The sequence below is a fragment of the Geodermatophilus sp. SYSU D00965 genome (assembly GCF_054050075.1).
Genome location: NZ_JBJGYQ010000011.1, coordinates 61,306 through 84,117 on the forward strand (window position 1 = coordinate 61,306; position 22,812 = coordinate 84,117).

General features: G+C 75.8%; 28 protein-coding genes. 17 read left to right on the top strand and 11 right to left on the bottom strand.

What is annotated here, in order from left to right:
• From ACI789_RS12195 to ACI789_RS12205, 3 genes are all read right to left on the bottom strand, one after another.
• Complete coding sequence (locus tag ACI789_RS12195) at window positions 1–615, bottom strand: potassium channel family protein (RefSeq protein ID WP_457009311.1); 615 nt, start codon at window positions 613–615, stop codon at window positions 1–3.
• A gap of 144 nt (window positions 616–759) precedes the next feature.
• Window positions 760–2,208, bottom strand: coding sequence for a DUF2252 domain-containing protein (locus ACI789_RS12200; RefSeq protein WP_457009313.1), 1,449 nt, complete (start codon window positions 2,206–2,208; stop codon window positions 760–762).
• Window positions 2,202–2,519, bottom strand: coding sequence for a hypothetical protein (locus ACI789_RS12205; protein ID WP_457009315.1), 318 nt, complete (start codon window positions 2,517–2,519; stop codon window positions 2,202–2,204). The genes ACI789_RS12200 and ACI789_RS12205 overlap by 7 nt, the downstream gene beginning before the upstream one ends.
• Window positions 2,520–2,791: 272 nt before the next feature.
• On the opposite strand from ACI789_RS12205, the gene ACI789_RS12210 reads away from it, so the two are divergent.
• The 3 genes from ACI789_RS12210 to ACI789_RS12220 are packed head-to-tail and all read left to right on the top strand — an operon-like array spanning window position 2,792 to window position 4,290.
• The gene (locus ACI789_RS12210; protein WP_457009317.1) at window positions 2,792–3,370 is read left to right on the top strand and encodes an HdeD family acid-resistance protein; all 579 of its coding nucleotides are present in this window, start codon (window positions 2,792–2,794) and stop codon (window positions 3,368–3,370) included.
• A gap of 58 nt (window positions 3,371–3,428) precedes the next feature.
• Window positions 3,429–3,716: an SHOCT domain-containing protein gene (locus tag ACI789_RS12215; protein ID WP_457009320.1), complete on the top strand. Its 288-nt coding sequence runs from the start codon at window positions 3,429–3,431 to the stop codon at window positions 3,714–3,716.
• Between the two features lie 46 nt (window positions 3,717–3,762).
• Window positions 3,763–4,290, top strand: coding sequence for a DUF1269 domain-containing protein (locus ACI789_RS12220; protein WP_456918417.1), 528 nt, complete (start codon window positions 3,763–3,765; stop codon window positions 4,288–4,290).
• Window positions 4,291–4,302: 12 nt separating this feature from the next.
• Here the strand turns inward: ACI789_RS12220 and ACI789_RS12225 are convergent, their stop codons facing one another.
• Window positions 4,303–4,443: a hypothetical protein gene (locus ACI789_RS12225; RefSeq protein WP_457009322.1), complete on the bottom strand. Its 141-nt coding sequence runs from the start codon at window positions 4,441–4,443 to the stop codon at window positions 4,303–4,305.
• A 39-nt stretch (window positions 4,444–4,482) separates the two neighbouring features.
• On the opposite strand from ACI789_RS12225, the gene ACI789_RS12230 reads away from it, so the two are divergent.
• Window positions 4,483–5,313, top strand: coding sequence for a class II glutamine amidotransferase (locus ACI789_RS12230; protein ID WP_457009324.1), 831 nt, complete (start codon window positions 4,483–4,485; stop codon window positions 5,311–5,313).
• A 118-nt stretch (window positions 5,314–5,431) separates the two neighbouring features.
• Here the strand turns inward: ACI789_RS12230 and ACI789_RS12235 are convergent, their stop codons facing one another.
• Window positions 5,432–6,382 (bottom strand): YhjD/YihY/BrkB family envelope integrity protein, encoded by a 951-nt coding sequence (locus ACI789_RS12235; protein WP_457009326.1) that lies wholly within the window; start codon window positions 6,380–6,382, stop codon window positions 5,432–5,434.
• Between the two features lie 195 nt (window positions 6,383–6,577).
• On the opposite strand from ACI789_RS12235, the gene ACI789_RS12240 reads away from it, so the two are divergent.
• Window positions 6,578–6,880 (top strand): hypothetical protein, encoded by a 303-nt coding sequence (locus ACI789_RS12240; protein WP_456918402.1) that lies wholly within the window; start codon window positions 6,578–6,580, stop codon window positions 6,878–6,880.
• A 9-nt stretch (window positions 6,881–6,889) separates the two neighbouring features.
• The gene (locus tag ACI789_RS12245; protein ID WP_457009328.1) at window positions 6,890–8,152 is read left to right on the top strand and encodes a cation:proton antiporter domain-containing protein; all 1,263 of its coding nucleotides are present in this window, start codon (window positions 6,890–6,892) and stop codon (window positions 8,150–8,152) included.
• Window positions 8,153–8,170: 18 nt separating this feature from the next.
• On the opposite strand, the gene ACI789_RS12250 is transcribed toward ACI789_RS12245, so the two are convergent.
• Window positions 8,171–8,353 carry a helix-turn-helix domain-containing protein gene (locus ACI789_RS12250; protein WP_457009330.1) on the bottom strand — a complete coding sequence of 61 codons (183 nt, stop codon included), beginning with the start codon at window positions 8,351–8,353 and terminating at the stop codon, window positions 8,171–8,173.
• Window positions 8,354–8,396: 43 nt separating this feature from the next.
• Between ACI789_RS12250 and ACI789_RS12255 the strand changes: the two genes are divergently transcribed.
• Together ACI789_RS12255 and ACI789_RS12260 are read left to right on the top strand one after the other, a co-directional pair.
• Complete coding sequence (locus ACI789_RS12255) at window positions 8,397–9,044, top strand: hypothetical protein (RefSeq protein WP_457009332.1); 648 nt, start codon at window positions 8,397–8,399, stop codon at window positions 9,042–9,044.
• Window positions 9,041–10,231 (top strand): YeiH family protein, encoded by a 1,191-nt coding sequence (locus ACI789_RS12260; RefSeq protein WP_457009334.1) that lies wholly within the window; start codon window positions 9,041–9,043, stop codon window positions 10,229–10,231. Before ACI789_RS12255 ends, ACI789_RS12260 begins: the two co-directional genes overlap by 4 nt.
• Here the strand turns inward: ACI789_RS12260 and ACI789_RS12265 are convergent.
• On the bottom strand, window positions 10,120–10,611 hold the full coding sequence (locus ACI789_RS12265) for a hypothetical protein (RefSeq protein ID WP_457009336.1): 492 nt from the start codon (window positions 10,609–10,611) through the stop codon (window positions 10,120–10,122). The genes ACI789_RS12260 and ACI789_RS12265 overlap by 112 nt on opposite strands.
• Before the next feature lie 81 nt (window positions 10,612–10,692).
• On the bottom strand, window positions 10,693–12,678 hold the full coding sequence (locus tag ACI789_RS12270; RefSeq protein ID WP_457009338.1) for an alpha/beta-hydrolase family protein: 1,986 nt from the start codon (window positions 12,676–12,678) through the stop codon (window positions 10,693–10,695).
• 105 nt (window positions 12,679–12,783) lie between these two features.
• Between ACI789_RS12270 and ACI789_RS12275 the strand changes: the two genes are divergently transcribed.
• The 4 genes from ACI789_RS12275 to ACI789_RS12290 all read left to right on the top strand — a co-directional run bounded on the left by ACI789_RS12275 (window position 12,784) and on the right by ACI789_RS12290 (window position 17,370).
• Window positions 12,784–14,511 (top strand): alpha/beta hydrolase, encoded by a 1,728-nt coding sequence (locus ACI789_RS12275; protein ID WP_457009340.1) that lies wholly within the window; start codon window positions 12,784–12,786, stop codon window positions 14,509–14,511.
• Between the two features lie 18 nt (window positions 14,512–14,529).
• A complete protein-coding gene (locus tag ACI789_RS12280) occupies window positions 14,530–15,249 on the top strand; it encodes a CPBP family intramembrane glutamic endopeptidase (RefSeq protein WP_456918388.1) in 720 nt (239 codons plus the stop codon).
• Between the two features lie 113 nt (window positions 15,250–15,362).
• Window positions 15,363–15,596: a three-helix bundle dimerization domain-containing protein gene (locus ACI789_RS12285; RefSeq protein WP_457009342.1), complete on the top strand. Its 234-nt coding sequence runs from the start codon at window positions 15,363–15,365 to the stop codon at window positions 15,594–15,596.
• Window positions 15,597–15,606: 10 nt separating this feature from the next.
• Window positions 15,607–17,370 carry a SulP family inorganic anion transporter gene (locus tag ACI789_RS12290; protein ID WP_457009344.1) on the top strand — a complete coding sequence of 588 codons (1,764 nt, stop codon included), beginning with the start codon at window positions 15,607–15,609 and terminating at the stop codon, window positions 17,368–17,370.
• Window positions 17,371–17,389: 19 nt separating this feature from the next.
• On the opposite strand, the gene ACI789_RS12295 is transcribed toward ACI789_RS12290, so the two are convergent.
• The gene (locus tag ACI789_RS12295) at window positions 17,390–18,763 is read right to left on the bottom strand and encodes a diacylglycerol/lipid kinase family protein (RefSeq protein ID WP_457009346.1); all 1,374 of its coding nucleotides are present in this window, start codon (window positions 18,761–18,763) and stop codon (window positions 17,390–17,392) included.
• 57 nt (window positions 18,764–18,820) lie between these two features.
• Entirely contained in the window at window positions 18,821–19,918 is a 1,098-nt protein-coding gene (locus ACI789_RS12300) for an AraC family transcriptional regulator (RefSeq protein ID WP_457009348.1), read from the bottom strand.
• Between the two features lie 231 nt (window positions 19,919–20,149).
• Here ACI789_RS12300 and ACI789_RS12305 point away from each other — a divergent pair, with 231 nt between their 5' ends.
• The 3 genes from ACI789_RS12305 (at window position 20,150) to ACI789_RS12315 (ending at window position 21,374) form a co-directional block, all read left to right on the top strand.
• Window positions 20,150–20,392 carry a response regulator transcription factor gene (locus ACI789_RS12305; protein ID WP_456918381.1) on the top strand — a complete coding sequence of 81 codons (243 nt, stop codon included), beginning with the start codon at window positions 20,150–20,152 and terminating at the stop codon, window positions 20,390–20,392.
• A gap of 263 nt (window positions 20,393–20,655) precedes the next feature.
• On the top strand, window positions 20,656–21,030 hold the full coding sequence (locus ACI789_RS12310) for a YidH family protein (RefSeq protein ID WP_457009350.1): 375 nt from the start codon (window positions 20,656–20,658) through the stop codon (window positions 21,028–21,030).
• Complete coding sequence (locus ACI789_RS12315; protein WP_456918378.1) at window positions 21,027–21,374, top strand: DUF202 domain-containing protein; 348 nt, start codon at window positions 21,027–21,029, stop codon at window positions 21,372–21,374. The genes ACI789_RS12310 and ACI789_RS12315 overlap by 4 nt, the downstream gene beginning before the upstream one ends.
• 9 nt (window positions 21,375–21,383) lie before the next feature.
• Here ACI789_RS12315 and ACI789_RS12320 read toward each other — a convergent pair whose 3' ends face one another.
• A complete protein-coding gene (locus tag ACI789_RS12320; RefSeq protein ID WP_456918377.1) occupies window positions 21,384–21,587 on the bottom strand; it encodes a hypothetical protein in 204 nt (67 codons plus the stop codon).
• A 68-nt stretch (window positions 21,588–21,655) separates the two neighbouring features.
• On the opposite strand from ACI789_RS12320, the gene ACI789_RS12325 reads away from it, so the two are divergent.
• Entirely contained in the window at window positions 21,656–22,540 is an 885-nt protein-coding gene (locus tag ACI789_RS12325; protein ID WP_457009353.1) for an alpha/beta fold hydrolase, read from the top strand.
• Between the two features lie 67 nt (window positions 22,541–22,607).
• Window positions 22,608–22,808 (top strand): DUF1918 domain-containing protein, encoded by a 201-nt coding sequence (locus ACI789_RS12330; RefSeq protein WP_456918374.1) that lies wholly within the window; start codon window positions 22,608–22,610, stop codon window positions 22,806–22,808.
• The last annotated feature ends 4 nt before the right edge of the window (window positions 22,809–22,812 follow it).

Sequence of the window (22,812 nt, forward strand, 5' to 3'; positions counted from 1 at the left end):
TCAGCCGGCGTGCGGCGGCGTGCCGGGATCGGTGGCCGCCCGTGCCCGTCGACGGCGGTCGACGGCGGCGAGGAAGAGCTTCAGCACCAGCCCGATGAGCACCAGGTCGCCCACCATCTGCGCCGTGGTGAGGACCCGTGCCACGTCGCTGACCGGGGCGATGTCACCGAAGCCCACGGTGGCGAAGACGGTGACGACGAAGTACAGGCCGTCGATGCGGCTGAGCGGCTCGGTGAAGGCGCCCGGGTCGCTGCCGGACAGCTGGACGAAGGCGGTGGCGAACAGCAGCAGGAACAGCGGGAGCGACAGCGCGATGCCCTCGACCGCCCGCAGCGCAGGGTGCGGCGCCCGCAGGATGGACCGCACCTGCCAGGTGACCAGTAGTGCCACGACCATCACGCCGGCGCCCAGCGCGGCGACCGTCCCGGCGGTGAACGCGCGGTCGAGGGGGAGGGCGAAGTAGACGAGCAGCAGGCCCACGCTGGTGAGCGTCGTCCGCGCCACGGCCACGAGCAGGGGTCGTCGTCCGGGGTCGCCGGGCGCCGTGCGCTCCGTGGGCAGCGCAGCCGCGGCGCCTCGTCCGGGGGACCGCTGGGCGCGGGCGGGGCCGTCCACCCGGTCGATGCTGGCCCGGCGGCGACCGCCGAGGATCACCCGCCCCGGGTGAGCGGCCCTGCCAGCGGCGTGTCCGACCGCCGGATCCCGATCGGCCGGGACCGGCGGCGGGGGAGCGCACGCCGTCCCACGGGCAGCTCGCGGTCAGAGGTCGGTGCGAGCCGGGATCCGGCCGCGGGCCACGGCCTCGGCCAGCCGGCGGTGGTCGTCCTCGTTCACGTCGGCGTAGGCCTCGGCGAAGTCGGCGATCGCGGTCTCGAACGCGGCCGAGGATCCGAGGTACCCGGAGATCGCGATGCGGTCGCCGGAGCGCGCGTGGGCGCGGGCCAGGCACCAGGCGCACTGCTCCCCGTAGATCTCGAGGCCCTGCGGACGCAGGTCGTCGACCTCGATCGACCCCTTCCAGTCCCGCAGCTGCCGCAGGTAGAAGTCGCGCTCGACCCCGTCGATGCCGGCGGTCCGCTGCCAGCCGAGGAAGATGTCGCTGGCCTGCTGCATGAGGCGCTGGCCGGCCACCACCCGCTGGCCCTGGTTGGTGTACCGGCTCCGGCCCACGAACTCCGCGTGCACCGAGGGCTCGGCCTCCTTGACCTGCAGCAGCAGCGGGTCGTCCTCGTCGCGCCCGATCAGCAGGAGGACCCAGCAGCGAGTGCCGACGCTGCCCACGCCGACGACCTTGCGCGCCATGTCGACGTAGCCGTAGCGCTCCAGCAGGGTGCGCCGGTCGGACTGCAGCGTGCCGCGGTACTGCCGGATGAGCGAGGGGAACGCCTCGGCCGGGTCGTCGCCCTCCTCTCCGGGGGCGAGGTCGCGCAGCGGCACGAGCAGCGGGGGGTCGGCCTTGATCCGCGGCGCCCCGTCGACCACCTCGGTGAGCTTCCCGAACGCCTGCAGCGTGTCCCGCGTCCGCGCCCGCTCGAGGGCCTGCGCGAGGCGGTCGCGCCGCGCGCGGTCCAGCCGGGAGGCGAGCTGCACGGTCAGCTGGTCGGCGTCGATGTGCGAGTACCAGACCTCGATGTCGCGGGCGGCGGCGAACTCGGTCATCGCCGTCCGGTAGCGGGCACCGGCCGCGAGGGTGATCGCCCGCCGCCGCTTGCGCGACACCCCGTTCTGCCGGCCGGCGACCTCCAGGCTGGCGACCAGCCGCTTGACGTCGAACTCGAACGGGCCGGGCAGCGTCTCGTCGAAGTCGTTGGCGTCGAACACCAGCCGCCGTTCCGGCGAGCCGAACATCCCGAAGTTCGAGACGTGCGCGTCCCCGCACATCTGCACGGTCAGACCCGAGCGCGGGGTCCCGGCGAGGTCGGCGGCCATGACGCGGGCGGCGCCGCGGTAGAAGGCGAACGGGGACTGCAGCATGCGGCCGTAGCGGATCGGCAGCAGGTCGGGCACCCGGGTCGCCCCCTGCTCCACGAGCAGGGTCAGCGGGTCGGGCGAGGACGCCGTCCGGGCGAACTCCGCCTGCGCGGCGAGCGGAACGCCGGTGCGCAGTGCCTTGCCGGCGGCGCGCCGCTCCTTCGGGGTGGGCCGGGTGGCCGGTGCGGCGTCCCGCGCGGAGCGCTCGTCGCGGGACGCCGGGGCCGTCGTCAGCACGTCGAGCCCACCTGGTCGGCCAGGGCCCGGGCGTCGGTGAGCAGGACGCCGACGGCGGAGGCGACCGCGCCCAGCGTCTGGGCCGAGGCGTCCTGCTGCGCCGAGCCGAGGGCGGTGCGCACCTGGTCGGCGTCGCCCTGCACGCGGTCGACGTCGTCGGCGTACTCCGCCCCGGCCTCGGTCCGCAGCTGCGCCAGCGCGCTCTCCACCGACGTGAAGGCCTGCTGCACCGCGTCCGTGCCCTGTTGGACGACCTGGACGTCCCCGAGTGCGGTGATCGACGCCCGCAGGTCGTCGACGGCCTTGCACATGTCTCCGCTCGACGTGGCCGCCGCGCTCGCTGACGTGACGCTCGACGTGGCCGCGCTCGATGTCGCCGCGCTCGTGGACGACCTCGAGTCCGAGCACGCGGTGAGTGCCAGTGCGACGACGACGGCCCCGATCCCGGTTGCGCTCCTCCGCCTCATGGCCCCGACGGTGCCGGGCCGGGACGGGCGGCTGCGTCATCCAGGGGGGATGAGGTCACCTCCCGCACCGGAGACCAACCTCGGCAGCCAGGAGCGCAGACCGGGGAGGAACCGTCATGACCGCCAACGTGTCCAGCCCCTACGCCGCCGCCCCGTCGGGGCACAAGGGACTGCGGATCGCCGTCGGGCTGCTCGGCGTGGCCGTCGTGGTCGTCGGGATCGTGCTGCTGTTCAACCCGGTCGCCGCGGCCCGCAGCCTGGCGCTGCTGCTCGGCCTGGCCTTCGTGGTCGGCGGGCTGCTGGAGATCGCGGTCGGCTGGGACGCCGAGCGGCACCGCACGGGCTCGCTCGTCCTGGGAGCGGTCCTGGTCATCGGCGGCATCCTCGCCGCGTTCTGGCCCGGCCTCACGCTGTGGACGCTGGTGCTGATCACCGGGCTGTCCCTGATCGTCCACGGCGCCGGCCGGGTCGGCCTCGCCGTCGTCGCGCGGGACGAGATCCCCGGGTGGGGCTGGCTCGTCGCGCTCGGCGCGGTCAACGTCATCGTGGGCGTGCTGGCGATCGTCTGGCCCCAGGCGACCGTGCTGGTGCTCTGCATCGTCTTCGGCCTGCAGGTCGTCTTCCTCGGCCTGGCGCTGGTCGCCGCCGGCTTCTGGCGGCCCGGCACCGAGCGTGCGGTCCCGTCGATGGGCTGAGCTCCACCCCTTCCCAGCCGGCCGCCGGCCGGCACCGATGAGAACCAGAGGAGCCGACATGCCAGGACTGCTGCGCGGGATGGCCCGCACCGCCGTCGTCGCGGGGACGGCGACCGCCGTGTCCAACCGCGTCTCCCGCCGCCAGGCCAACCGGTGGGCCAACCAGCAGGCCTACTACGCGCCGGAGCCGCAGTACGCCGAGCCCGCACCAGCCCCTGCGGCCCCGCCGCGCACCGACACCACCACGAAGCTGGCCCAGCTGCGTGAGCTGGCCCAGCTCCGCGACTCCGGCGTCCTCGACGACGCGGAGTTCGAGCTCCAGAAGAGCCAGATCCTCAACTCCTGACCCCGGACCACCCGGTTCCGGTCGCGCACACACCGAGGAGATGTCCATGGCCACCATGACCGTCTGGAAGTTCCCCACCGCCCACGGTGCGGACCGGGCCGAGGCGACGCTGCGGGACCTGCAGCGCAGAGAGCTGATCCGGATACACGACGCCGCGATCGTCAGCTTCCCGGAGGGGGCCAAGAAGCCGAAGACCCGCCAGCTGACCAACATGGCCGGCGCGGGTGCGCTCGGCGGCGCCTTCTGGGGCCTGCTGTTCGGCCTCATCTTCTTCATCCCGTTCCTCGGGATGGCGATCGGCGCGGGGATGGGGGCGCTCACCGGCAGCATGACCGACGTCGGCATCGACGACAGCTTCATCCGCCGGATGCGCGACGAGATCCAGCCCGGCACCTCGGCGCTGTTCGTCCTCTCCTCGGACGCCGTGATCGACAAGGTGAAGCAGGCGTTCGAGGGTCAGGACATGGTCCTGGTGGAGAGCAACCTCAGCCAGGAGCAGGAGGAGAAGCTGCGTGACGTGTTCGCGGAGGAGCAGGTGACGCCGGCACCGAGGACGCCCGCAGCGACGAGCTGAGCGCGACCCCGGTCAGGGGCCCGGCTGCCGCGGCAGCCGGGCCTTGGGGTGCCCCTGCCCGAGCAGGTAGACGGCCCGGACCGGGCGGCGGGCGGCCGGGCGTCGTTCTCCGCGGGTGAGGCTCCCCGCGGAGCCGTCCTGATCGGTTGACACCACGTGGACCTCGCTGGTCCACGGGGGAGAGAGGTGGCGATGTGCAGGTGGATGGCCTACTCCGGCGACCCGGTGTCGGCCGGGGAACTGTTGTTCCGACCGGCTCACTCGATCATCGACCAGAGCCTGCACGCCCAGCTCGGCGGATTCACGACCAACGGTGACGGCTTCGGCATCGGCTGGTACGGCGACGGGGCGGCGCCCGCTCTCTACAAGAGCACCCAGCCGGCCTGGAGCGACGAGAACCTGCGGGAGCTGGGCGGACAGATCCGCACGCGCCTCCTCTTCGCGCACGTCCGCGCCTCCAGCGGGACCCCGGTGCAGCGCAGCAACTGCCACCCGTTCCGGTACGGCCGCTGGCTGTGGATGCACAACGGGTCACTGGCGCGGTTCGCCGAGGTCAAGCGCGACCTCGTGCTGGCGGTCGATCCCTCGCTGTACCCGGCCATCGAGGGGTCGACCGACACCGAGACGCTGTTCTTCCTGGCCCTCACGTTCGGGCTGGCCGACGACCCTCCCGGAGCGGTGGCCCGCGCGGTGGGGCTGGTGGAGGACGTCGGCCGGCGCCACGGCGTGGAGTACCCCGTCCACATGACGGTGGCCACCAGCGACGGCGAGTCCATCTGGGTGTTCCGCTACTCCTCCGAGAAGAGCACGAGCTCCCTGTACTTCTCCAGCGACGTCGCCCAGGTGCGGCAGCTGTACCCGGACCTGGAGGCGCTCGACAAGCTCGGGCCCGCCACGCGCTTCATCGTCTCCGAGCCGCTGCGTGAGCTCCCGGGAGCGTGGAATGAGGTCCCGGAGGCGTCGTGGGCGCTGGTCCGCGACGGTCGCCAGGAGACGCAGCCGTTCGCCCCGGTCCCCGCCTGATCGCACCTGTCGTCGTCGAAGTACCGGGCGCTCCCGCCCGCAGCGACGGTGCCTGCTCGCGGTCGGTCGGGGCACCCGGCGCACCGGGGAGCTGCGGCGGTCACCGCCCGAGGTGGGCTCAGCCGCGCAGAGAGGGGAGGTCCCCCGGGGTGGGCTCGCCGTCCACCGGCCGGGGGCCGTCCGCGGCCGCCGGGGCGTCGCCCCGCCGTCCCAGGCCGAGCCGGTTGCGCAGGCGCACGGCCCAGCAGTCCGGCGCCCGGTCGAACTCGGCGGCCAGGATCGTCGTCCCGACGAAGATGAAGGCGATGCACAGCAGCCACCCGATGAGCGCCAGCGTCACGCCGAACAACCCGTACCGCAGGCTGTAGGTGGACATCAGCCGGGGCATGTAGACCGTGGTGGCGAGGGCGTAGACCCCCGCGCAGGCGGCGGTGAGTGCCCCGGTCGGCAGCAGCCGGCGCCAGGAGACCCGCCGGTCCAGCAGCAGCCACGGGATGGTCGTCCAGAGCAGCAGGCTCCCCAGGACCGACATCGTCCCGCCCAGCGCCCACCCGGCCGGCAGGGCGCCGACCAGCGTGCGGAGCAGGAGGAGCAGGCTCAGCTCCACCAGCAGAAAGGCCAGGGCGGCGGCGGCGTTGAGCGAGCCCCGGACCCCGCGGCGCGGCGGGAGCTGCCAGGCGTCCTGGTACATCCGTTGCATCCGCCGGGTCAGCGAGACGCCGGAGAACACGAGGAGCACCACGCTGAACACGCCGGTGGAGGCTGCGGAGGGGTGGGCGAAGAGCTCGCGCACCGCGTCGGCGGCCGAGCCCTCCAGGGTGAACTTGCGGATGAGGAGGTCGGCGACCAGGTCGCGGTGGTCGGCCGGTGCCAGCCCGGAGGCGAGCAGGACCAGCGGGATCAGCGCGGTGAAGGCCTGGGCGGCGATGGCGGTCGCCCGGTCGATCCCCTGGAGGGCCATGAAGGAGCCGACAGAGCGGCCCAGCAGTGTCGTCTCCAGCCGGCGCAGGGTGCGGGACGCGGCACCGACCCCGGTGGTGCCCGCCGGGCTGGGGCTCTGCTGAGCCACGACCGCCTCCTCCGCCGCAGCCGACGGTAGGAGCTCACCGGTACCGACCGGCGTCCCCCCGCGGGGATGACCCGACCCGCTGCGGCGGCCCGGCGACTCACCCCGGGCGGAGGAGGCCCCGCCCCTCTGACGGCAGCATCATTCCGACCGGTCCCGACCGCGGCCGAGTGAGAGGACGAGCCAGTGGTCACGACAGTGGATCAGGTATCGACGGGGTCGGCCGACGCCGCCGTGGTCGCGCAGACCCTCCGGATCGGTCACGGCGCGCTGCTGCGGGCGCTGCAGGGCAACACCGTCAACGTGCCCCTCCCCGTTCTCGGCACCGTGCGGCTGCCGCCGCTGGACAGCCTCGTCTGGTTCGGCGGGCTGGCCACGCTGGCCGCGGTCGGGGTCATCGAGTGGCCCGTCGCTGCGGCCATCGGCGTCGGTCACCTGCTGGTACAGCAGGAGCACTTCCGGATCCTGCACGACTTCGGGGAGGGGCTCGTGAAGGCCTGACCGCCGACCGTGGAGACGGCCGTCCTCGTCGTGGCCGCGGCGGTCTTCCTGTGGGGCGTGGTGTCGGCGCGGCTGGAGCGCGCGGACCTGAGCGCTCCGATCGTGTTCGTGCTGCTCGGCGCCCTGCTGGCCGCGGCCGGGCTGGTCGACGCCACCACCGCTCCGGAGACCCTCAAGCCGCTGGTCGAGGTCACCCTCGTCTGGGTGCTCTTCGCCGATGCCGCGCGCGTCCGGGTCCACGACCTGCGTTCCGACGCCGGGCGCTACGTCCGGCTGCTCGCGATCGGCCTGCCGATGACCGTGGTCGCCGGCTGGGGGCTCGCGGCGGGGCTGTTCCCCGATCTCGGACCGTGGCTCGCCCTGCTGGTCGGCGCCGCCCTGGCACCCACCGACGCCGCGCTCGGGACCCCGGTGGTGACCAACCCGGCGGTGCCGTCCCGGGTGCGGCGGCTGATCAACGTGGAGAGCGGGCTCAACGACGGGATAGCCACGCCCGTCGTCGTGTTCGCGGTCGCCGGGGCGGCGTCGGCGGAGGGGCGTGCGGAGGCCCCCGGGCTGGCGCCGGCGCTGCTCGAGCTGGCGGTCGGCGTGTTCGCGGGGGTGGCCGTCGGCGCGGCCGGCGGGGAGCTGCTGCGCCGGGCGCGTGACCGGGGATGGGTCGCGGAGGACTTCGCGGGGCCCGCCGTGCTCGCGCTGGCCCTCACCGCCTACGCGGCGGCGCTGGCCGTGCACGGCAACGGGTTCGTCGCGGCGTTCTGCGGCGGGCTGGCCTTCGCCGCGAGGACCGGCCCGCGCGGCCCCGCCGAGCTGGTCTTCACCGAGCAGACCGGCGCCCTGGTGTCGCTGCTGGTGTGGTCGGCCTTCGGCGCAGTCGCGGTCCCGATCCTGCTCGACCGCGGGACCTGGAGCGTGGCGCTGTACGCGGTGCTCAGCCTGACCGTCGTGCGGATGGTCCCGGTGACCCTGGCGCTGATCGGCTCCGGTCTGGACCGGCCCACCGTCGCGTTCATCGGCTGGTTCGGCCCCCGCGGCCTGGCGTCCCTGGTGTTCGCCCTGCTGGCGCTCGAGGACCTGGGGCCGGCCGCCGACGAGGCCGTGGCGGTCATCGCCGGCACCGTCCTCCTCAGCGTCCTCGCCCACGGGGTCAGCGCCGCGCCGCTGGCCGCGCGCTACGGCCGCAGCGCTGCGGCGCGCTGCCCTGAGCCCGGCGGCCCGGTCCCCGACCTGCCGGTGCGCGGACTGCCACGTCGTCGTCACCCCCATCGCGTGTGAGCGGCCGGCGGGAGCCGCTCAGCCCGGCGGCAGCTGCTGCGCCCGGGAGCGCCACTCGGTGGGGCTGACGCCGGAGCGCGCGCGGAACCACCGGGAGAAGTCGCTGGGCGCGGTGAACCCCAGCAGCTCGGAGACCTCGGTCAGCGAGTACCGCTCGGCCGCGAGGTAGCGCTCGGCCAGCGCCTCCCGCGTCGCGTGCACGATCCCGGAGAACGCCGACGCCGACGCCGACGCCGGTGAGCCCGTGTCGACGGGGGGCCGGGCGCGGCTGCGCACGCTGGTCAGCACGCCGTCGGTGATCTGCGCCTACGTCGGCAGCGGTCTGCAGCTGTTCATCGCCGGGTCGCTGTTCGCCTGGCTGCCCAGCTACCTCAACCGCGCCTACGGTCTGCTGCCGGACCGGGCGGCCGCCGTCGCCGCCGTCGCCATCCTCTCCATGGGCCTCGGCATGATCGTCTGCGGCTGGGTCACCGACCGGCTGAGCCGTCGCGCGGCCATCCGCAAGTGGACGTCGGCGATCGCCTACTCCGTCGTGTCGCTGGTCTGCCTCGGGATCGGGTTCAGCCTGGCGCCCGGTGCGGGGCAGCTCCTGCTCCTGGCGGTCGGCGTCTTATTCGTCGCCGGCACCACCGGCCCGGCCGGCGCCATGGTGTCCAACCTGACCCACGAGTCGATCCGGGCGACCGCGTTCGGCGTGCTCACCCTGGCCAACAGCCTGCTGGGGCTCGCCGCGGGACCGCTGGTCACGGGCATCCTCGCCGACCGGCTGGGCCTGGTCGGTGCGATGCAGCTGGTGCCCCTGGCCGCAGCCGGCGCGCTGGTCGCGCTGGTCCTGGGCTGCCGGGCCTACCCGGCGAGCCTCGCCCGGGTGCACGCCGCGAGCGCCCGGTGAGCGCAGCCGTCGTCCCGGTCCCCGCGCCGCCCGGTGGAGCTGCGGGTCCCGGGGACGGCCCGGCCGCCGGCGAGCAGGCCCGGCCCCGCCGATGGCCGGGGCTGCTCGCCGCCGCAGGGGGCCTGGGCGCGGCGCTGCTGGCCCACCACCTGGTGCCCGCGGTCGGCGTCCTCACCTGGGCCGTGGCGCTCGGGATGGTCGCCGGCAACACCCGGCTGCTGCCCGCGGCGGCGCGGCCGGCACTCAGCCACCTGACCAGGCGGCTGCTGCGGACCGGCATCGTGCTGCTCGGGTTCGGGGTGTCCTTCGGGGCGATCGTGGCGCTGGGGCCCGGCACGATCGCGCTCGTCGCGGGCACCCTCGTCGCCACGCTCGTGGTCACCACGTGGCTGGGCCAGCGGGCGAGGCTGGGCCGGGCGCGCAGCCTGCTGATCGGAACCGGCTTCGCCATCTGCGGCGCCTCGGCCATCGCCGCCATGGAGGAGACCGCGGGCGCCGACGAGGAGGACGTCGCGGTGGGCATCGCGATGGTCACCCTGTTCGGCAGCGTGGCGATGGTGCTGCTGCCCCTGCTGCAGCGACCGCTCGGGCTCAGCGACGTCCAGCTCGGGATCTGGGCCGGCGCGAGCATCCAGGAGGTCGGCCAGGTCGTCGCGGCAGCCGGCGCCGGTGGCGCGGCGGTCGTGGGGGTCGCCGTCGTGGTCAAGCTGACGCGGGTGCTGCTGCTGGCGCCGGTGGTCGCGGCGGTCAGCGTCCGGCGCCGGATGGCCGACCCCGAGCGGCGCCCGGCCGGGAAGCGGCCGCCGCTGGTCCCGCTGTTCGTGCTCGGGTTCCTCGCCTGCGTCGCGCTGCGCAGCACCGGGTGGTCCCCGCGGGGGTGCTGGCGGTCGTCGAGCACGTCCAGGTGGCGACGCTGGGGGCGGCGCTGTTCGGGATGGGCGCCGGCGTCCGGCTCTCGTCACTGTTCCGGGGCAGCGGTCGGGTGCTGCTCGTCGCGGCGGTCTCCACCCTGTTCGTCGCCGGGGTGTCCCTCGCCGGCGTGGTGCTCCTGGGCGGGTGACCCGGTCGGGGCCGGTCAGTGGACCAGCGCCTTCAGCCCGATCAGCCCGGCCCCGATCAGCGCCACGAGCGCGCCCTTGAGCAGCGCGTGGTGGGACGCCGCGCCGGCGAACCGGGCCGCCCAGTAGCCGTAGAAGCCGATCAGGCCCAGGCCGGTCCACTTGGCGATGCGGAATGCGGTGCCGACCTCGAGCAGCCCGAGCGCGGACAGCACGAAGAACACGGCGGGGAAGGCGACGCCGAAGCCGACCGCCGCGGCGTCCTCGGCCATGTGCCCGAACTGCGGCCGGGTGACCGGCCTGCGGGTGCTGGTCTCCGCGCCGACGACCTCGCTGTAGACCTCGGCGAGCCCCACCGCCAGGGCCGTGCCGAGCAGCCAGACGGCCATGACCCACGCCGCCGGCGGGTGCTTCTCGATCGCCACGACCAGGGCCAGCCCGATGATCGAGCCGTAGACCACCTTGCCGACCTGCCGGGACCCCAGGTGCGCTTCCAGACTCGCCCGCATGGCGGCAGGGTCGACCCGTGCCGGTGCGGCGCGCACCGTCCGGACCGGAGGATGTGTCGACCTGCCGGGCCGCGCTCAGCGTCAGCCGACGGCTCCGGGGACGACGGCGAACAGCCGTTCCCGCACGGACTCGCGCAGCATGAGGGTCTCCTCGATCCGGACGAGCTGCTCCTCGTCGGCGGGCAACCCGAACACGCTGCTGAGGAAGCGCGGCAGGTCGGCGCGGTAGTCGTGCTGCGTCGCCGCGAAGGCCCCCGACGAGGTCTGCGCGTTCTTCATGTCCACCAGGCCCTGGAAGAACGAGGTCACCGGCCGCCACCGCATGGCCGGCGGGATGCCGCGGGGGCTCCCGACGGCGACCGGCTCGAGCGGTGGCCGCGCGGGGCCCAGCCAGTCCGGGGGGTACCAGAGCAGGTCCTGGCCGAACTTCGTCACCCCGTCGTTGTCGTGGCTGAGCAGGACGAAGCGCGGCGCGCGGCCCCGCTGCTCGACGAGGGCGGCGTACTGGGCGTGGTCGTTGACCACGGCGACGGCGTCGGCGTCCACGTCGAGGCGGTCGCCGCGGGTGACCTGGCGCATCCACCCGCTCCCGTACGGCGTGCCGATCCACAGCGCGCGGTCGATCCCCATCGCGTCGAGACCGAGCGTCCCCCAGTGCAGGAACACGTCCTGGCTGGTGTGCGCGCCGAGGCTCTCGCCGAACAGCGCGATGCGCGGACGGCGACCCGGGCGCTCGCGTAGTCGCTGCAGGACCCGCAGCCACAGCAGCCGGTTCTGCTCCCGCGCGGTGTGCACCATCCCGAGGGACAGCGGCGACGGTCGGCGCGAGTACTGCAGGGTCACCGTGGCGACGTCGCCGAGCGCGAGGTACTGCAGCGCGGCCACCGCGACGTAGTTGACGTAGCCGGTGCCGGTCGGGGAGACCAGGACCAGCAGCGACCGGTCGAACGCGCCGGTCCGTTCCAGTTCGGCCATCGCGAGGTCCACCCGGGCCCGCGGGGTGGGCGCGTTGTCCAGCCCGACGTACACCTGGACGGGGGCGGCGCGTGCCGGCGTGCCCATGACGGTCTCGATCGACAGGTCCGGCACGCCGTCCGGGAGGCCCTCGAGCGGCTGCGGGCGGACCGAGGCCAGCGCGTGCAGCCGGCCGTCGCGCCCCATGCCCTCCCAGGCGACCAGGCTGCCGGGGCCGCCGCTGACCGTCGGCGGCACCCACCGGTCGCCCTCGCCCGGCTCGAGCACCGGGACGTCGACCGACGTCCGCGCCTCGATCCGCCGCATCGCCCGGTGCCACACCGTGGAGACGCCGAGCCCCAGGCCGGCGAGGGAGCCCGCGTGGCCGGCCAGTCGCCAGACCTCGGGCGGACCGGGCAGGACGGCGGCCAACCGGCGGGCGGCGAGGTCGGTGAGGGCGTGCTCGCCGTAGGCGACGCCGCCGAGGGACCCGACGATCCCCGACGCGACGGCCAGCGAGGTCAACGGCGAGGGGGCCGGGGGACCGTCGGTGCTCTCCGTGTGCCCGCGCGCCCGCAGCCGGTCCAGCGCGAACGCGACGCCGAGGCCGACGGGGACCGCCAGGGGGACGGCGGCCAGGCGTCCGCCGAGCCGGAGGCGATCGTCGAGCGCACGCGTGCCGAGCTGGGCGCCGCCGAGCAGCGCGCCGCCGAGGCCGGCGGCACCGAACCGCCAGGCGGCCTGGCGCACGGCTCCCCGCAGCGTGTCGTCGGCCCGCGGCGGCAGGGCCCGGAGCACGGCGAGCCCGGCGGGCACGGCCGCGCAGTCGAGCGCCATCGTGGCGGCGCGCTGCGCGGCCGGGGACCGTCTCCCGGCGAGGACACGGGCGGTGGCCACCAGCACGTCCTGCGCCCCGACCGACAGCAGGTAGTGCACCCCGGTGGCCAGCCCGGTCACCAGGCCCTGGTCGAGCGCGGTGCGCGGCGAGAGCGACGGGGTGAACGTGCCGGGAGCCGTCGCCGCGGCCACCACCAGCCCGACGTCCGGCGGGGAGCCCGGCGCCGGCCACCGCACCGGGATCCGTCGTCGCGTGCGCGCTGCTGCTCGTCCCATGGCCGGATGGTGGCCGCGGGCCGGCGTCCGCGGCTCATCCTCCTGGTAGGAGTTGCGCCCGCCGCGGTCTCCGTAGCGTCGTCCCTCCTCCGAGGGGAGCGGGCGATGACGACCGAACCGGTGACCAGGCCCCCCGACGACCGCACCGACGTCGTGTCCACGCCGCCGGCGCCGCCGGCCGACCCGCAGCGACGTGCCCGGCGGTGGACGCGGTGGCTCCCGCGGTACACGTGGAGCGGGACGGTGGGCGCGGTCCTGCTCGGCTGCGCCTCGCTCACCCCGTCGCTGCTGCCCCGGGGCTGGCTGCTGCAGGGCCTCATCGCCGGGATCACCGCGGCCATCGGCTACGGCGGAGGGGTGGCGGTCGCCTGGTTCGTCGCCGAGGTCACCGAACGCCGGCTCTCCGCCGGGACCCGGCGCCTCACCTGGCGGGCGCTGGCCGTCGCCGGGCCGGCGCTGGTCCTGGTCGCACTGGGCTTCGGCGCGTACTGGCAGCGGCAGATCCACCTGATCATGGGCCTGGACCCGCCGGAGGGGTTCTCCTCGCTCGGCATCGTCGTCGTGGCGGTGCTGGTGTTCGCCGGACTGGTCGCGATCGCCCGCATCGTCCGGCGCGCGGCCCGCTGGCTGGTCCGGGTCCTGGGGCGGGCGCTGCCGGGGCGGGTCGCCCGCCCGCTCGGGGTCGTCGCCGTCGTCGTCCTGCTGGTCTTCCTGCTCAACGGCGTCCTCTTCCAGGGGCTGGTCGAGGCCATGAACTCCACGTTCAGCGTCAAGGACGACGGCACGGAGGAGGGCGCCGTCCGCCCCACGATCCCCGAGCGGTCGGGCAGCCCCGGGTCGCTCGTGCCCTGGGACCAGTTGGGTCTGCAGGGGCGCAACTTCGTCGGCACCGGGCCGACGCCGGAGGAGCTCACCGCCTTCTCCGGCCGCCCGGCGCGCCAGCCGGTCCGCGCCTACGCCGGCCTGGCGGCCGCCGAGGACGTGGGCGACCGCGCGGCCCTGGCCGTCCGCGACCTCGAGCGAGCGGGTGGCTTCGACCGGGAGGTCCTCGTCGTGGTCACCACCACCGGCACCGGCTGGGTCGACCCGGCGGCCGGCGGCGCGCTGGAGTACGCGCTCAACGGCGACAGCGCGATGGTGGCGATGCAGTACTCGTACCTGCCCAGCTGGCTGTCCTTCCTCGTCGACCAGGCCAAGGCCCGGGACGCCGGGCGGGCGCTGTTCGACGCCGTGTACGGGACCTGGGCGCAGCTGCCGCCGGACGACCGGCCGGAGCTGTACGTCTTCGGGGAGAGCCTCGGGACCTTCGGCGGCGAGGCCGCGTTCAGCGGCCTGGCCGACATCCAGAACCGCACCGCCGGGGTGGTGTGGGCCGGGCCGCCGAACTTCAACGAGCTGTGGCGCGGCCTGGTGGCCGACCGGGACGCCGGCTCGCCGGAGTGGCTGCCGGTGTACGACGAGGGCCGGACCGCGCGGTTCGCCGACGAGGCGCCCGACCTCGCCGCACCGCCGGCCCCGTGGGAGACGCCCCGGGTGGTCTACCTGCAGAACGCCTCCGACCCGATCGTGTGGTGGTCCCCGCGGCTGCTGCTGAGCCGACCCGACTGGCTCGAGGGCGCACGCGGGCCGGACGTGTCGCCGGACATGGCCTGGCTGCCGTTCGTCACCTTCTGGCAGGTCACGGCCGACCTGGTGTTCTCGACCGGGGTGCCCGACGGGCACGGCCACAAGTACGAGGCCGACTACGCGGACGCGTGGGCGGAGGTGGTCCAGCCGCCCGGCTGGACCGACGCCGACACCGACCGGCTGCGGCAGCTGGTCGGCGGCGGCTGACGTGCCCAGGCCGCGGGAGTGACGACGTCGGCCGCCCGCCGCCGGCGGTACCGCCTGTTCTCCGGCGCCGTCGTCGTCGCGATCGCCGCGGTCGACGTCGTCGACCACCTGCTGCACCCGCCCTGGTGGGTGCGCGGGCTGCAGGGCGCCGCGCTGCTGGCCTGGGCGCGGTTGGACGGACTGACCTGGGCCCAGCTCGGTCTGGGCCGGGACCGGCTGCGGTCGGGCTGCCGCTGGGCGCTCGGGGCGGTCGCCGTCGTCGCCGGCGTCTACGTGGTCGGCGTGCTGCTCCCGCTGACCCGGCCGGCGTTCCAGGACGAGCGCTACGACCTCCCGCTGCCCGACGCGCTGCGCACCGCACTGGTGGTCATCCCGCTGGGCACGGTGCTGCTCGAGGAGCTGGCCTTCCGCTCGGTGCTGTGGGGGGCCCTGTCCCGCCACTGCCGCCCGTGGCAGGTGCTGGTCACCACCGCGGTGCTCTTCGGGTTGTGGCACGTCTTCCCGGCGCTGGGCATCGGCAGCACCAACCGCGGCGTCTCCGGCGCGGTCGGGGACGCGGGCAGCGGCGTCGTCGTGCTCGCCACCGTCGCCTTCACCACGGTCGGCGGCCTGGTCTTCGGGGAGCTGCGCCGGCGCAGCGGCAGCGTCGTCGCGAGCGCGGGAGCGCACTGGGCCACCAACTCCCTGGGCGTCCTGTTCGGCCTCCTCGCCCGGCAACTGGACGCGACGGCACGCTGACCTGCGGCGTCCGGGGGCGCGGTCACCCTCCGCGGGTGATGCCGGCCGGCCCGGCCGCCGCCACGGTGACACCGGTCCGCCGCCGGAGCCGTCGGGGACCAGGAGGTGCGCCGGTGACCGCGCTCGTGACGGGGGTCGTCCCCGAGGACGACGACCCGCTTCCTCTCGGGGTGTCGTTCGTCGACCTCCTGGTGGCCCGGGTCGCCGCCGAGTACGGCGCGGACCCCGCGGAGGTGCGCGACCGGGCCGTGGCGGCGCTGGCCGCGTTCGCCGGCGCCCGGGTGCAGGCGTTCGTCCCGATCCTGGTGGAGAAGAGGGTGCGGGAGACCTACCGCGGCGGCCGGTGAGGGGGCGGCCATGACCCCCGTGCCGCCCGGTCTCCGTGCGCTGACCGGCTACCGCCGGCAGTGGCTGGTCAAGGACGTCGTCGCGGGGGTCGTGCTCACCACGCTCCTGGTGCCGCAGGGGATGGCCTACGCCCAGCTCGCCGGGCTGCCGTCGATCACCGGCCTGTACACGACGATCACCTGCCTGCTCGCCTACGCGCTGTTCGGCCCGTCGCGCATCCTCGTGCTCGGCCCCGACTCCTCGCTGGGGCCGATGATCGCGGCGACCGTGCTGCCGCTGGTGGCCGCGGGCGGGGACCCCGAGCGGGCGGTCGCGCTGGCCTCGATGCTGGCGATCATGACCGCGGCGGTGATGATCGCGGCGGGCTGGGCCGGGCTGGGCTTCGTCGCCGACCTGCTCTCCAAGCCGACCATGATCGGCTACATGAACGGGCTGGCGCTGACCATCCTGGTCGGCCAGCTGCCCAAGCTGCTCGGGTTCTCGGTGGACGCCGACGGGCTGCTGGTGGAGGTGGTGGCCTTCGCCCGGGGGGTCGCGGCGGGGGAGACGGTGCCGGCCGCCGCGGCGGTCGGGATCGGCGGCATCGCGGTGGTCCTCGCGCTGCGCCGGTGGGCGCCCCGGGTGCCGGGCGTGCTGGTCATGGTCGTCCTGGCCCTCGCCGTGAGCAGCGCCTTCGACCTGGGGCAGCGGGGCGTGAGCCTGGTCGGGGTGCTGCCGGAGGGCTTCCCGCCGCTGACCGTCCCCGCGATCGCCTGGTCCGACGTCGCACCGCTGCTCGCCGGGGCGCTGGCGATCGCGCTGGTCTCCCTGGCCGACACCATCTCCACCGCCTCGTCGTTCGCCGAGCGCACCGGCCAGGAGGTGCGCGGCAACCAGGAGATGATCGGCATCGGCGCGGCCAACCTCGCCGCCGGCCTGTTCCAGGGCTTCCCGGTCAGCACCAGCGCCTCGCGCACCGCGGTGGCCGAGCGCGCCGGGATGCGCTCGCAGCTGACCGGGGTCACCGGCGCGGCGCTGATCGTCGTGATGATCGTGTTCCTGCCGGGCCTGTTCCGGGACCTGCCGCAGGCGGCACTGGCGGCGGTGGTGATCACCGCGTCCCTCTCCCTGGCCGACGTGCCCGGCACCGCGCGCCTGTGGCGCCAGCGGCGCGTCGAGTTCAGCCTGTCGCTCGTCGCGTTCGCCGGGGTGGCGCTGCTCGGCGTCCTGCCCGGCATCGCAGTCGCCGTCGGCCTGTCGATCCTCAACGTCTTCCGCCGGGCGTGGCGCCCGTACCAGACCGTCCTCGGCCTGGCCGACGGCGTGGCCGGGTACCACGACGTCCGCTCGTACCCGGACGCGCGGCAGCTCCCGGGGCTGGTGATCTACCGGTTCGACGCGCCGCTGTTCTTCGCCAACGCCAAGACCTTCCGCGACGAGGTCAGGGCCATCGCCCGCGCCGAGCCCGCGCCCCGGTGGATCCTGGTCGCCGCCGAGCCGATCACCGACGTCGACACCACGGCCGCCGACGTCCTGTTCGACCTCGACCGGATGCTGGACGAGCACGGTCAGACCCTGGTGTTCGCCGAACTCAAGGACCCGGTCCGGCGCAAGGTCGAGCGCTACGGGCTGACCCGCGAGATCGAGCCGCACCACTTCTTCCCGACGGTCGAGGCCGCCGTCGACGCCTTCCAGCAGCAGACCGGCGCCACGTGGCCGGCACCCCGCCCGGCGCCGGACGTGGAGAGCGGGGTCCTCCAGCGACCGGACCCGCCACCCCACGTGCAGGCGTGAGGCCGGGCGCGCGGCGCGGTCAGCCGTCCCGCCGGGCCGGGGGAGGGGTGGGGTCCGCGCCCACCGGCGCGGTCCGTGGCCTGGGCAGCGGGGCCGCGGCGCTGCGGCCGAGGGCCAGGTGCCAGAGCGCCGCCCAGTGCAGGCGCCCGCGCGGCGGCCGGATGCCCGGCCGCTCCCGCGGGAGCCGCACCCGCAGCGCGCCCGGCCGGACCGCACACCGGACCGGTGTGGACAGCTGCACGGTCTCGCCGTCGATCCCCACCGGGACCTCGGGGACGTCGGCGGTCACCAGCACCTCCCGCGCCTCCACTCGCCGCACCCCCCGCCGGTGGGCTCCCTGCAGCAGCCCGACGGCCTGCCGGGCGGTGTCCACCCGCACCGCGATCACGCCGAGCACGCCGCGGTCGAGCCGCGAGCGCCGGCCCATCCCGGCGAGGTCGGAGTCCTCGTAGGGGTTGTTGCTCACCAGCAGCGCGTGCGGTGCGTCGACGACCACGTCGCCGGCCTCGGCCACCAGGTGGGCGCCGCGCCGGCGGCTGAGCAGGTCCGGCAGCGCCGCCAGGGTGGTGCCGCGCTTGTCGTCGCGGTAGGCGGGGTCCTCCACGATCTCGGCGTACGCCCCGAACGAGGCGTTGTTGACGAACGGCCGCCCGTTGACCTCGCCCAGGTCGATCCGGGCCTCCACCCCGTCGCGCAGCGCCTCGAGGCAGCGAGCGGGGTCCTGGCGGTCCAGCCCGAGGTCGAGGGCGAAGTGGTTGCGGGTGCCGGCACTGACCACCAGGAACGGCACCCCGTGCTCGGCGGCGACCTGAGCCACCAGCGCCTGCGTGCCGTCCCCGCCGGCCACGCCGAGCAGGTCCGCGCCGCGGGCGAGCGCGTCCCGCGCCAGCTGCTGGACGTCGGTGCCGGGCCGGTCGAGCAGCGCCACCTCCGCGCCGAGCTCCTCGGCCCGCTCCCGCAGCCGGAACCGGCCGACCTTGCCCCCGCCCGAGCGCGGGTTCATGACCACGAACGGGCGCCGGGGCGGGGGGACCTCGGTCACCGGCAGCACCCACTCCGACCGGTCCGGGGCCAGCGCGGTGTGCGCCGCGGCCACCCCCGCGGCCAGCAGCACCGCGGCCACGACCGCCACCCACAGCAGGCCGGCGACCGCGAAGACCACGACCAGCGCCACCGGCGCGCCCAGGGCCAGGGCGAGCGCGAGCCAGCGCACCGGCCCGCGGTGCAGCAGGACCCAGAAGCCCGCGGCCACGACGACGACGACGGCCGCGACGGTCAGCAGCACCAGCCACAGGCCGCCGTCCCCGGCGAAGGACAGGAGGAGCAGGAAGGCGGCGGCGACCAGGACCAGGGCGCCCCGCGCCCACCACCGCCGGGCACGCACCGAACCCACCGCACACCTCCCTGGGCCGTCGTGCCGCGATGCTCCCGGGCCGGGGCCGCCGGGTGCTCACCCTCCCCGGACGGTTCTGCGCGGCGCGGTGCGGGGTGCCGGGAGCGGGGTGGGGACCGGTCGCGCCGTCCCCGGCGGGGGAGCGGTGCCGGCCGCGGTCCGGGCGGCCCGCCGCCAGTCGCTCGGGCTGGTGCCGAACCGCCCGCGGAACCAGCGGGTGAAGGCGCTGGGCGCCCGGAAGCCGAGCAAGCCGGACACCTCGGTGAGCGAGTACCGGTCGGAGGACAGGTAGCGCTCGACGAGTCCGGCCCGGGTGGCGTGCACGACCGACGAGTAGCTCTCGCCCTCCTCGGCCAGGCGCTGCTGGAGCACCCGCGGGCGCAGCCCCAGGTGCCGGCTCACCTGCTGCACCGAGCAGCGGCCCAGCGGCAGCAGCATCTCCACGGTCTCCGCCACCTGGTCGACTGCCGTCCGCGCCCCGGGCGCCACGACCGTGTGCAGGAACCGCTGGCTGTAGGGACGCAGGGACGGGTCGGAGATGACGACGGGAGCGGCCAGGTCCTGCGAGCGGAACACCAGGCAGGTGGCGTCCTGCCCGAACCGGACCCCCGGGCCGAACACCCGGTGGTAGGCGCCCGGGTCGGCCGGCTGCGGTCGGGCGAAGGACGCCGACAGCGGCGTCCAGCCGCCGCCCACCAGCGCCCGGATCACCCCCAGGACCGCCGCCATGGTCAGGTCGAGCGCCTGGTCGGTCGGCGCGGGCTCCCCGAACTCCAGCCACAGCGTGAGCGTGGCCAGGCCGTCGAGGCTGGCCAGGCGCACGTGCAGGGCCTCGTTGTACACGCGCTCGTACCGGATCAGCAGGTCCAGGGCACTGCCGAGGTCCGGCTCGTCGCGGAGCACGACGCTGATCGGCCCAAGGGCGCCGAGCCGCCGCAGCTCGGCCAGGCGCAGTCCGAGGTCCGGGCAGTCGGCGTCCCGGGCGGAACGCTCGAGCACGCGGGCGACGGCGGCACCGGGGAGCCACCGGTCCGGGACGTCGAGATCGGAGACGTCCAGGCCCTCGGAGACCAACGCGGCGGCCGGGTCCAGGCCGAGCGACCGCGCCAGGTCGGCGTACCCGGTGAGCGCCGCACTCCGCACGCGAGGCCGCATCGGCGTCCCCTCCTCGGCGATGCGCGAAAAGGTAAGAGGCGGAACCCGATGCGTAAAGCGCCCTCCGGCCCTCCTCCCTACCGTGGCACCACCGGATGGTGGACGACCGGTCGTGCTGTGGTCCCCCTCCGCCCGTTCCCCTCGGAGGACGCCGTGCCGTGTCCGTCCCGCACCGTCGCTCCACCGGGGTGGTGCGTCCCCGCGCCGCGCCGGCCCGTCCAGGAGGGCGCCATGCCGTCACTGATCCCGCGCCCCGGAGGAGCCCGTCCCGCCGACGGGGTCGCCGTCCTCACCGACCGCGACGTGGAGCTGTTGCGCCACCTGGCGGAGGGCCGGTCGACGGCCCAGATCGCGGCGGCCATGGCGGTCACGAGCAACACCGCCCGCACCCGCATCCGCCGGGTCCGGGGCAAGCTGGCGGCCGCCGGGCGCCCGCAGGTCGTGGCGGCCGCGCGGGGGCGCGGGGTCATCTGACGCCGCCGGACATCCGCGTCTCCCGTGGCCGAGTCGCGGATGTCCGGCGGTGGGTCACACTGGGGGCACCTCGCCAGGCGGGCGACAGAGGGCCCGCGGGTCCGTGGTGCGCGCGCCTGGCGAGGCCCGGCACACGCCCGGCCCGGTCGTCTCTCCGGCGGGACCTGCCGGCCGCGGCCGGACCGCCCGCCGGCGTCCTGCGGGCCTGACCGGCGCCGGGGCAGGATCGGGCGCATGGACTGCCGCGCCCGGGACCTCGGCCGGTGAGCGGGCCGCGGACGCGCGGCCGGTTCCCGCGGGCGGTCTACGGCCGGGGCGACGAGCCCGACCCCCGGTTCAGCCTGGCCAACGAGCGCACCTTCCTCGCCTGGATCCGCACCTCGCTGGCCCTGGCCGCCGCCGGCGTGGCCCTGGAGGCGCTGGAGTTCCCGCCGTCGCCGGGCCTGCGCCTGGCCTGCGTCCTGCTGCTGGTCGGGCTGGGCATCCTGGCGCCGCTGCAGGCCTGGTGGGGGTGGGTGGCCACGGAGCGGGCGATGCGCCTCGGGCGGCCGCTGCCGGCGCCCCGGCTCTCGCCGGTCATCGCCGCGGGCACGCTGGCCGCCGGCGTCCTCCTGCTGCTGGGCGTGCTGCTGCGGTGAGCGGGGCGCCGGACCGGGTCTTCGACGCCGGCCTGCAGGCCGAGCGGACCGCGCTGGCCTGGCGGCGCACCGCCCTGGCCCTCGGCGTGGGCGCGGTGGGCGCCGGCCGGTTGGCCGCGCCGGTGGTCGGCGCGCTCGCCGTCGCCCTGGCCGCGCTGGGGCTGGTCCAGGCCGTCGCCGTGGCCGTCGCCGCCCAGCGCAGGTACCGGCTGGCCTCCCGGTCCCTGACCGCGCGCGGCGACCTCTCGGCGGTCTCCTCCGGGCTGCCGATCGCGGCGCTGGCCCTGACCGGGGTCACCGTCGGGCTGCTCGCGCTGGCCTTCGTCCTCGACCCCCGTAGCTGAGCCGGCCGCTCAGGCGGGCGCCAGCCGGCGGCACTCCGGGCACGGGTCGGCCGAGCCCAACCCGCGCCGTCCGCTCCAGCTGCCCTGCACGACGGCGACCGGGGTGCCGCAGACGGCGACCCACGGCGGCGGTCCGTCGGCGGCGTCCCGGGGGACCGCGTGGGCCCGGCCGGACTCCTGCTCCCGGCCGGCCGCGTGCGCGCTGCTCGTCATGGGCTCCAGCATGGGCGGCCCGGGAAACCGGTCGACGGGCCGGTCCCGCGGCGGCCAGGGTGTCGGTCGTGGAGCACCGGATCCCCGTGGCGCCGGACGTCGAGCTGTGGGCCGAGGAGCGCGGCGACCCCGCCTCCCCGGCGCTGCTGCTGGTCATGGGCGCCAACGCCAGCGGGGTGGTCTGGCCCGACGCGCTCGTCGACCGGCTCGCCCGGCAGCACCGGGTGATCCGTTACGACCACCGCGACACCGGCCGCTCCACGCGCGCGTTCGAGCGGCGGCCCTACGCCGTCCGGGACCTCGCCACCGACGCCGTCCGCCTGCTCGACGCGCTCGGCATCGACCGGGCGCACGTGGTCGGCATGTCCATGGGCGGCACGCTGGTCCAGCTGCTCCTCCTGGACGCGCCCGACCGGCTGCGCAGCGCCACGGTCCTGTGCACCTCCGCGCTGGGCACCGGCCTCGCCGACGTCACCGGGGAGGGCGCGCTGCCCGGGCCCGACCCCCGGCTGCTCGCCCACTGGGAGTCGATGGGGGAGGAGCGGGACGCCGACGCCGAGCTGGCCTGGCGGGTCGAGCACTGGCGGCTGCTCTCGGGAGGAGGGCTGCCGTTCGACCCGGCGGAGTTCCGCGCGCTGGAGGAGCGGGTGGTCGCCCACAGCGGCACCTCCCGCAGCCCGGTCGCCCACGCGCTGGCCGACCGGTCCGGACTCGACCGCGGCGCCGAGCTGGCCGCCGTCCGGGTGCCGACGCTGGTGGTCGAGGCGCCGGCGGACCCGATCAACCCACCGCCGCACGCGGCGCACCTCGCGGGGCTGATCGGGTCCGCCCGGCTGGTGACCCTGCCCGGCACGGGCCACGCCCTGCCGGCCGCCGTCGTGGCCCCGCTGGCCGAGGCGATCACCCGGCACACCGCCGCGGCCGACGCCCGGGATCAGCCTGCGGCCCCTTGATCGGCTCCCGGCCCGCGGGCAGGCTGTGACCCACAACACAGACCGGGTCAGCCGCCGGGAGGCCGTCGTGGAAGCACGAGTCGGGGACAGGATCGTCGTCCACTCCACCCACCAGGGAGAGCCGGAGCGCCACGGCAGGGTGCTCGAGGTACGCGGCCAGGGCGGTGGACCGCCCTACGTCGTCCAGTGGGACCCCGACGGGCACACCGGGGTCTTCCACCCGGCCGCGGGCTCGTGCGCCGTCGTCCCCGAGCCGGCGAACGGCTGAGCCC

Coding starts and splice junctions, on each gene's coding strand:
- ACI789_RS12270 (WP_457009338.1), bottom strand. CDS start 12,678: ATGGGACGAGCAGCAGCGCGCACGCGACGACGGATCCCGGTGCGGTGG.
- ACI789_RS12300 (WP_457009348.1), bottom strand. CDS start 19,918: ATGCGGCCTCGCGTGCGGAGTGCGGCGCTCACCGGGTACGCCGACCTG.
- ACI789_RS12205 (WP_457009315.1), bottom strand. CDS start 2,519: ATGTGCAAGGCCGTCGACGACCTGCGGGCGTCGATCACCGCACTCGGG.
- ACI789_RS12275 (WP_457009340.1), top strand. CDS start 12,784: ATGACGACCGAACCGGTGACCAGGCCCCCCGACGACCGCACCGACGTC.
- ACI789_RS12265 (WP_457009336.1), bottom strand. CDS start 10,611: ATGCGGGCGAGTCTGGAAGCGCACCTGGGGTCCCGGCAGGTCGGCAAG.
- ACI789_RS12220 (WP_456918417.1), top strand. CDS start 3,763: ATGGCCACCATGACCGTCTGGAAGTTCCCCACCGCCCACGGTGCGGAC.
- ACI789_RS12305 (WP_456918381.1), top strand. CDS start 20,150: ATGCCGTCACTGATCCCGCGCCCCGGAGGAGCCCGTCCCGCCGACGGG.
- ACI789_RS12290 (WP_457009344.1), top strand. CDS start 15,607: ATGACCCCCGTGCCGCCCGGTCTCCGTGCGCTGACCGGCTACCGCCGG.
- ACI789_RS12320 (WP_456918377.1), bottom strand. CDS start 21,587: ATGACGAGCAGCGCGCACGCGGCCGGCCGGGAGCAGGAGTCCGGCCGG.
- ACI789_RS12230 (WP_457009324.1), top strand. CDS start 4,483: ATGTGCAGGTGGATGGCCTACTCCGGCGACCCGGTGTCGGCCGGGGAA.
- ACI789_RS12215 (WP_457009320.1), top strand. CDS start 3,429: ATGCCAGGACTGCTGCGCGGGATGGCCCGCACCGCCGTCGTCGCGGGG.
- ACI789_RS12210 (WP_457009317.1), top strand. CDS start 2,792: ATGACCGCCAACGTGTCCAGCCCCTACGCCGCCGCCCCGTCGGGGCAC.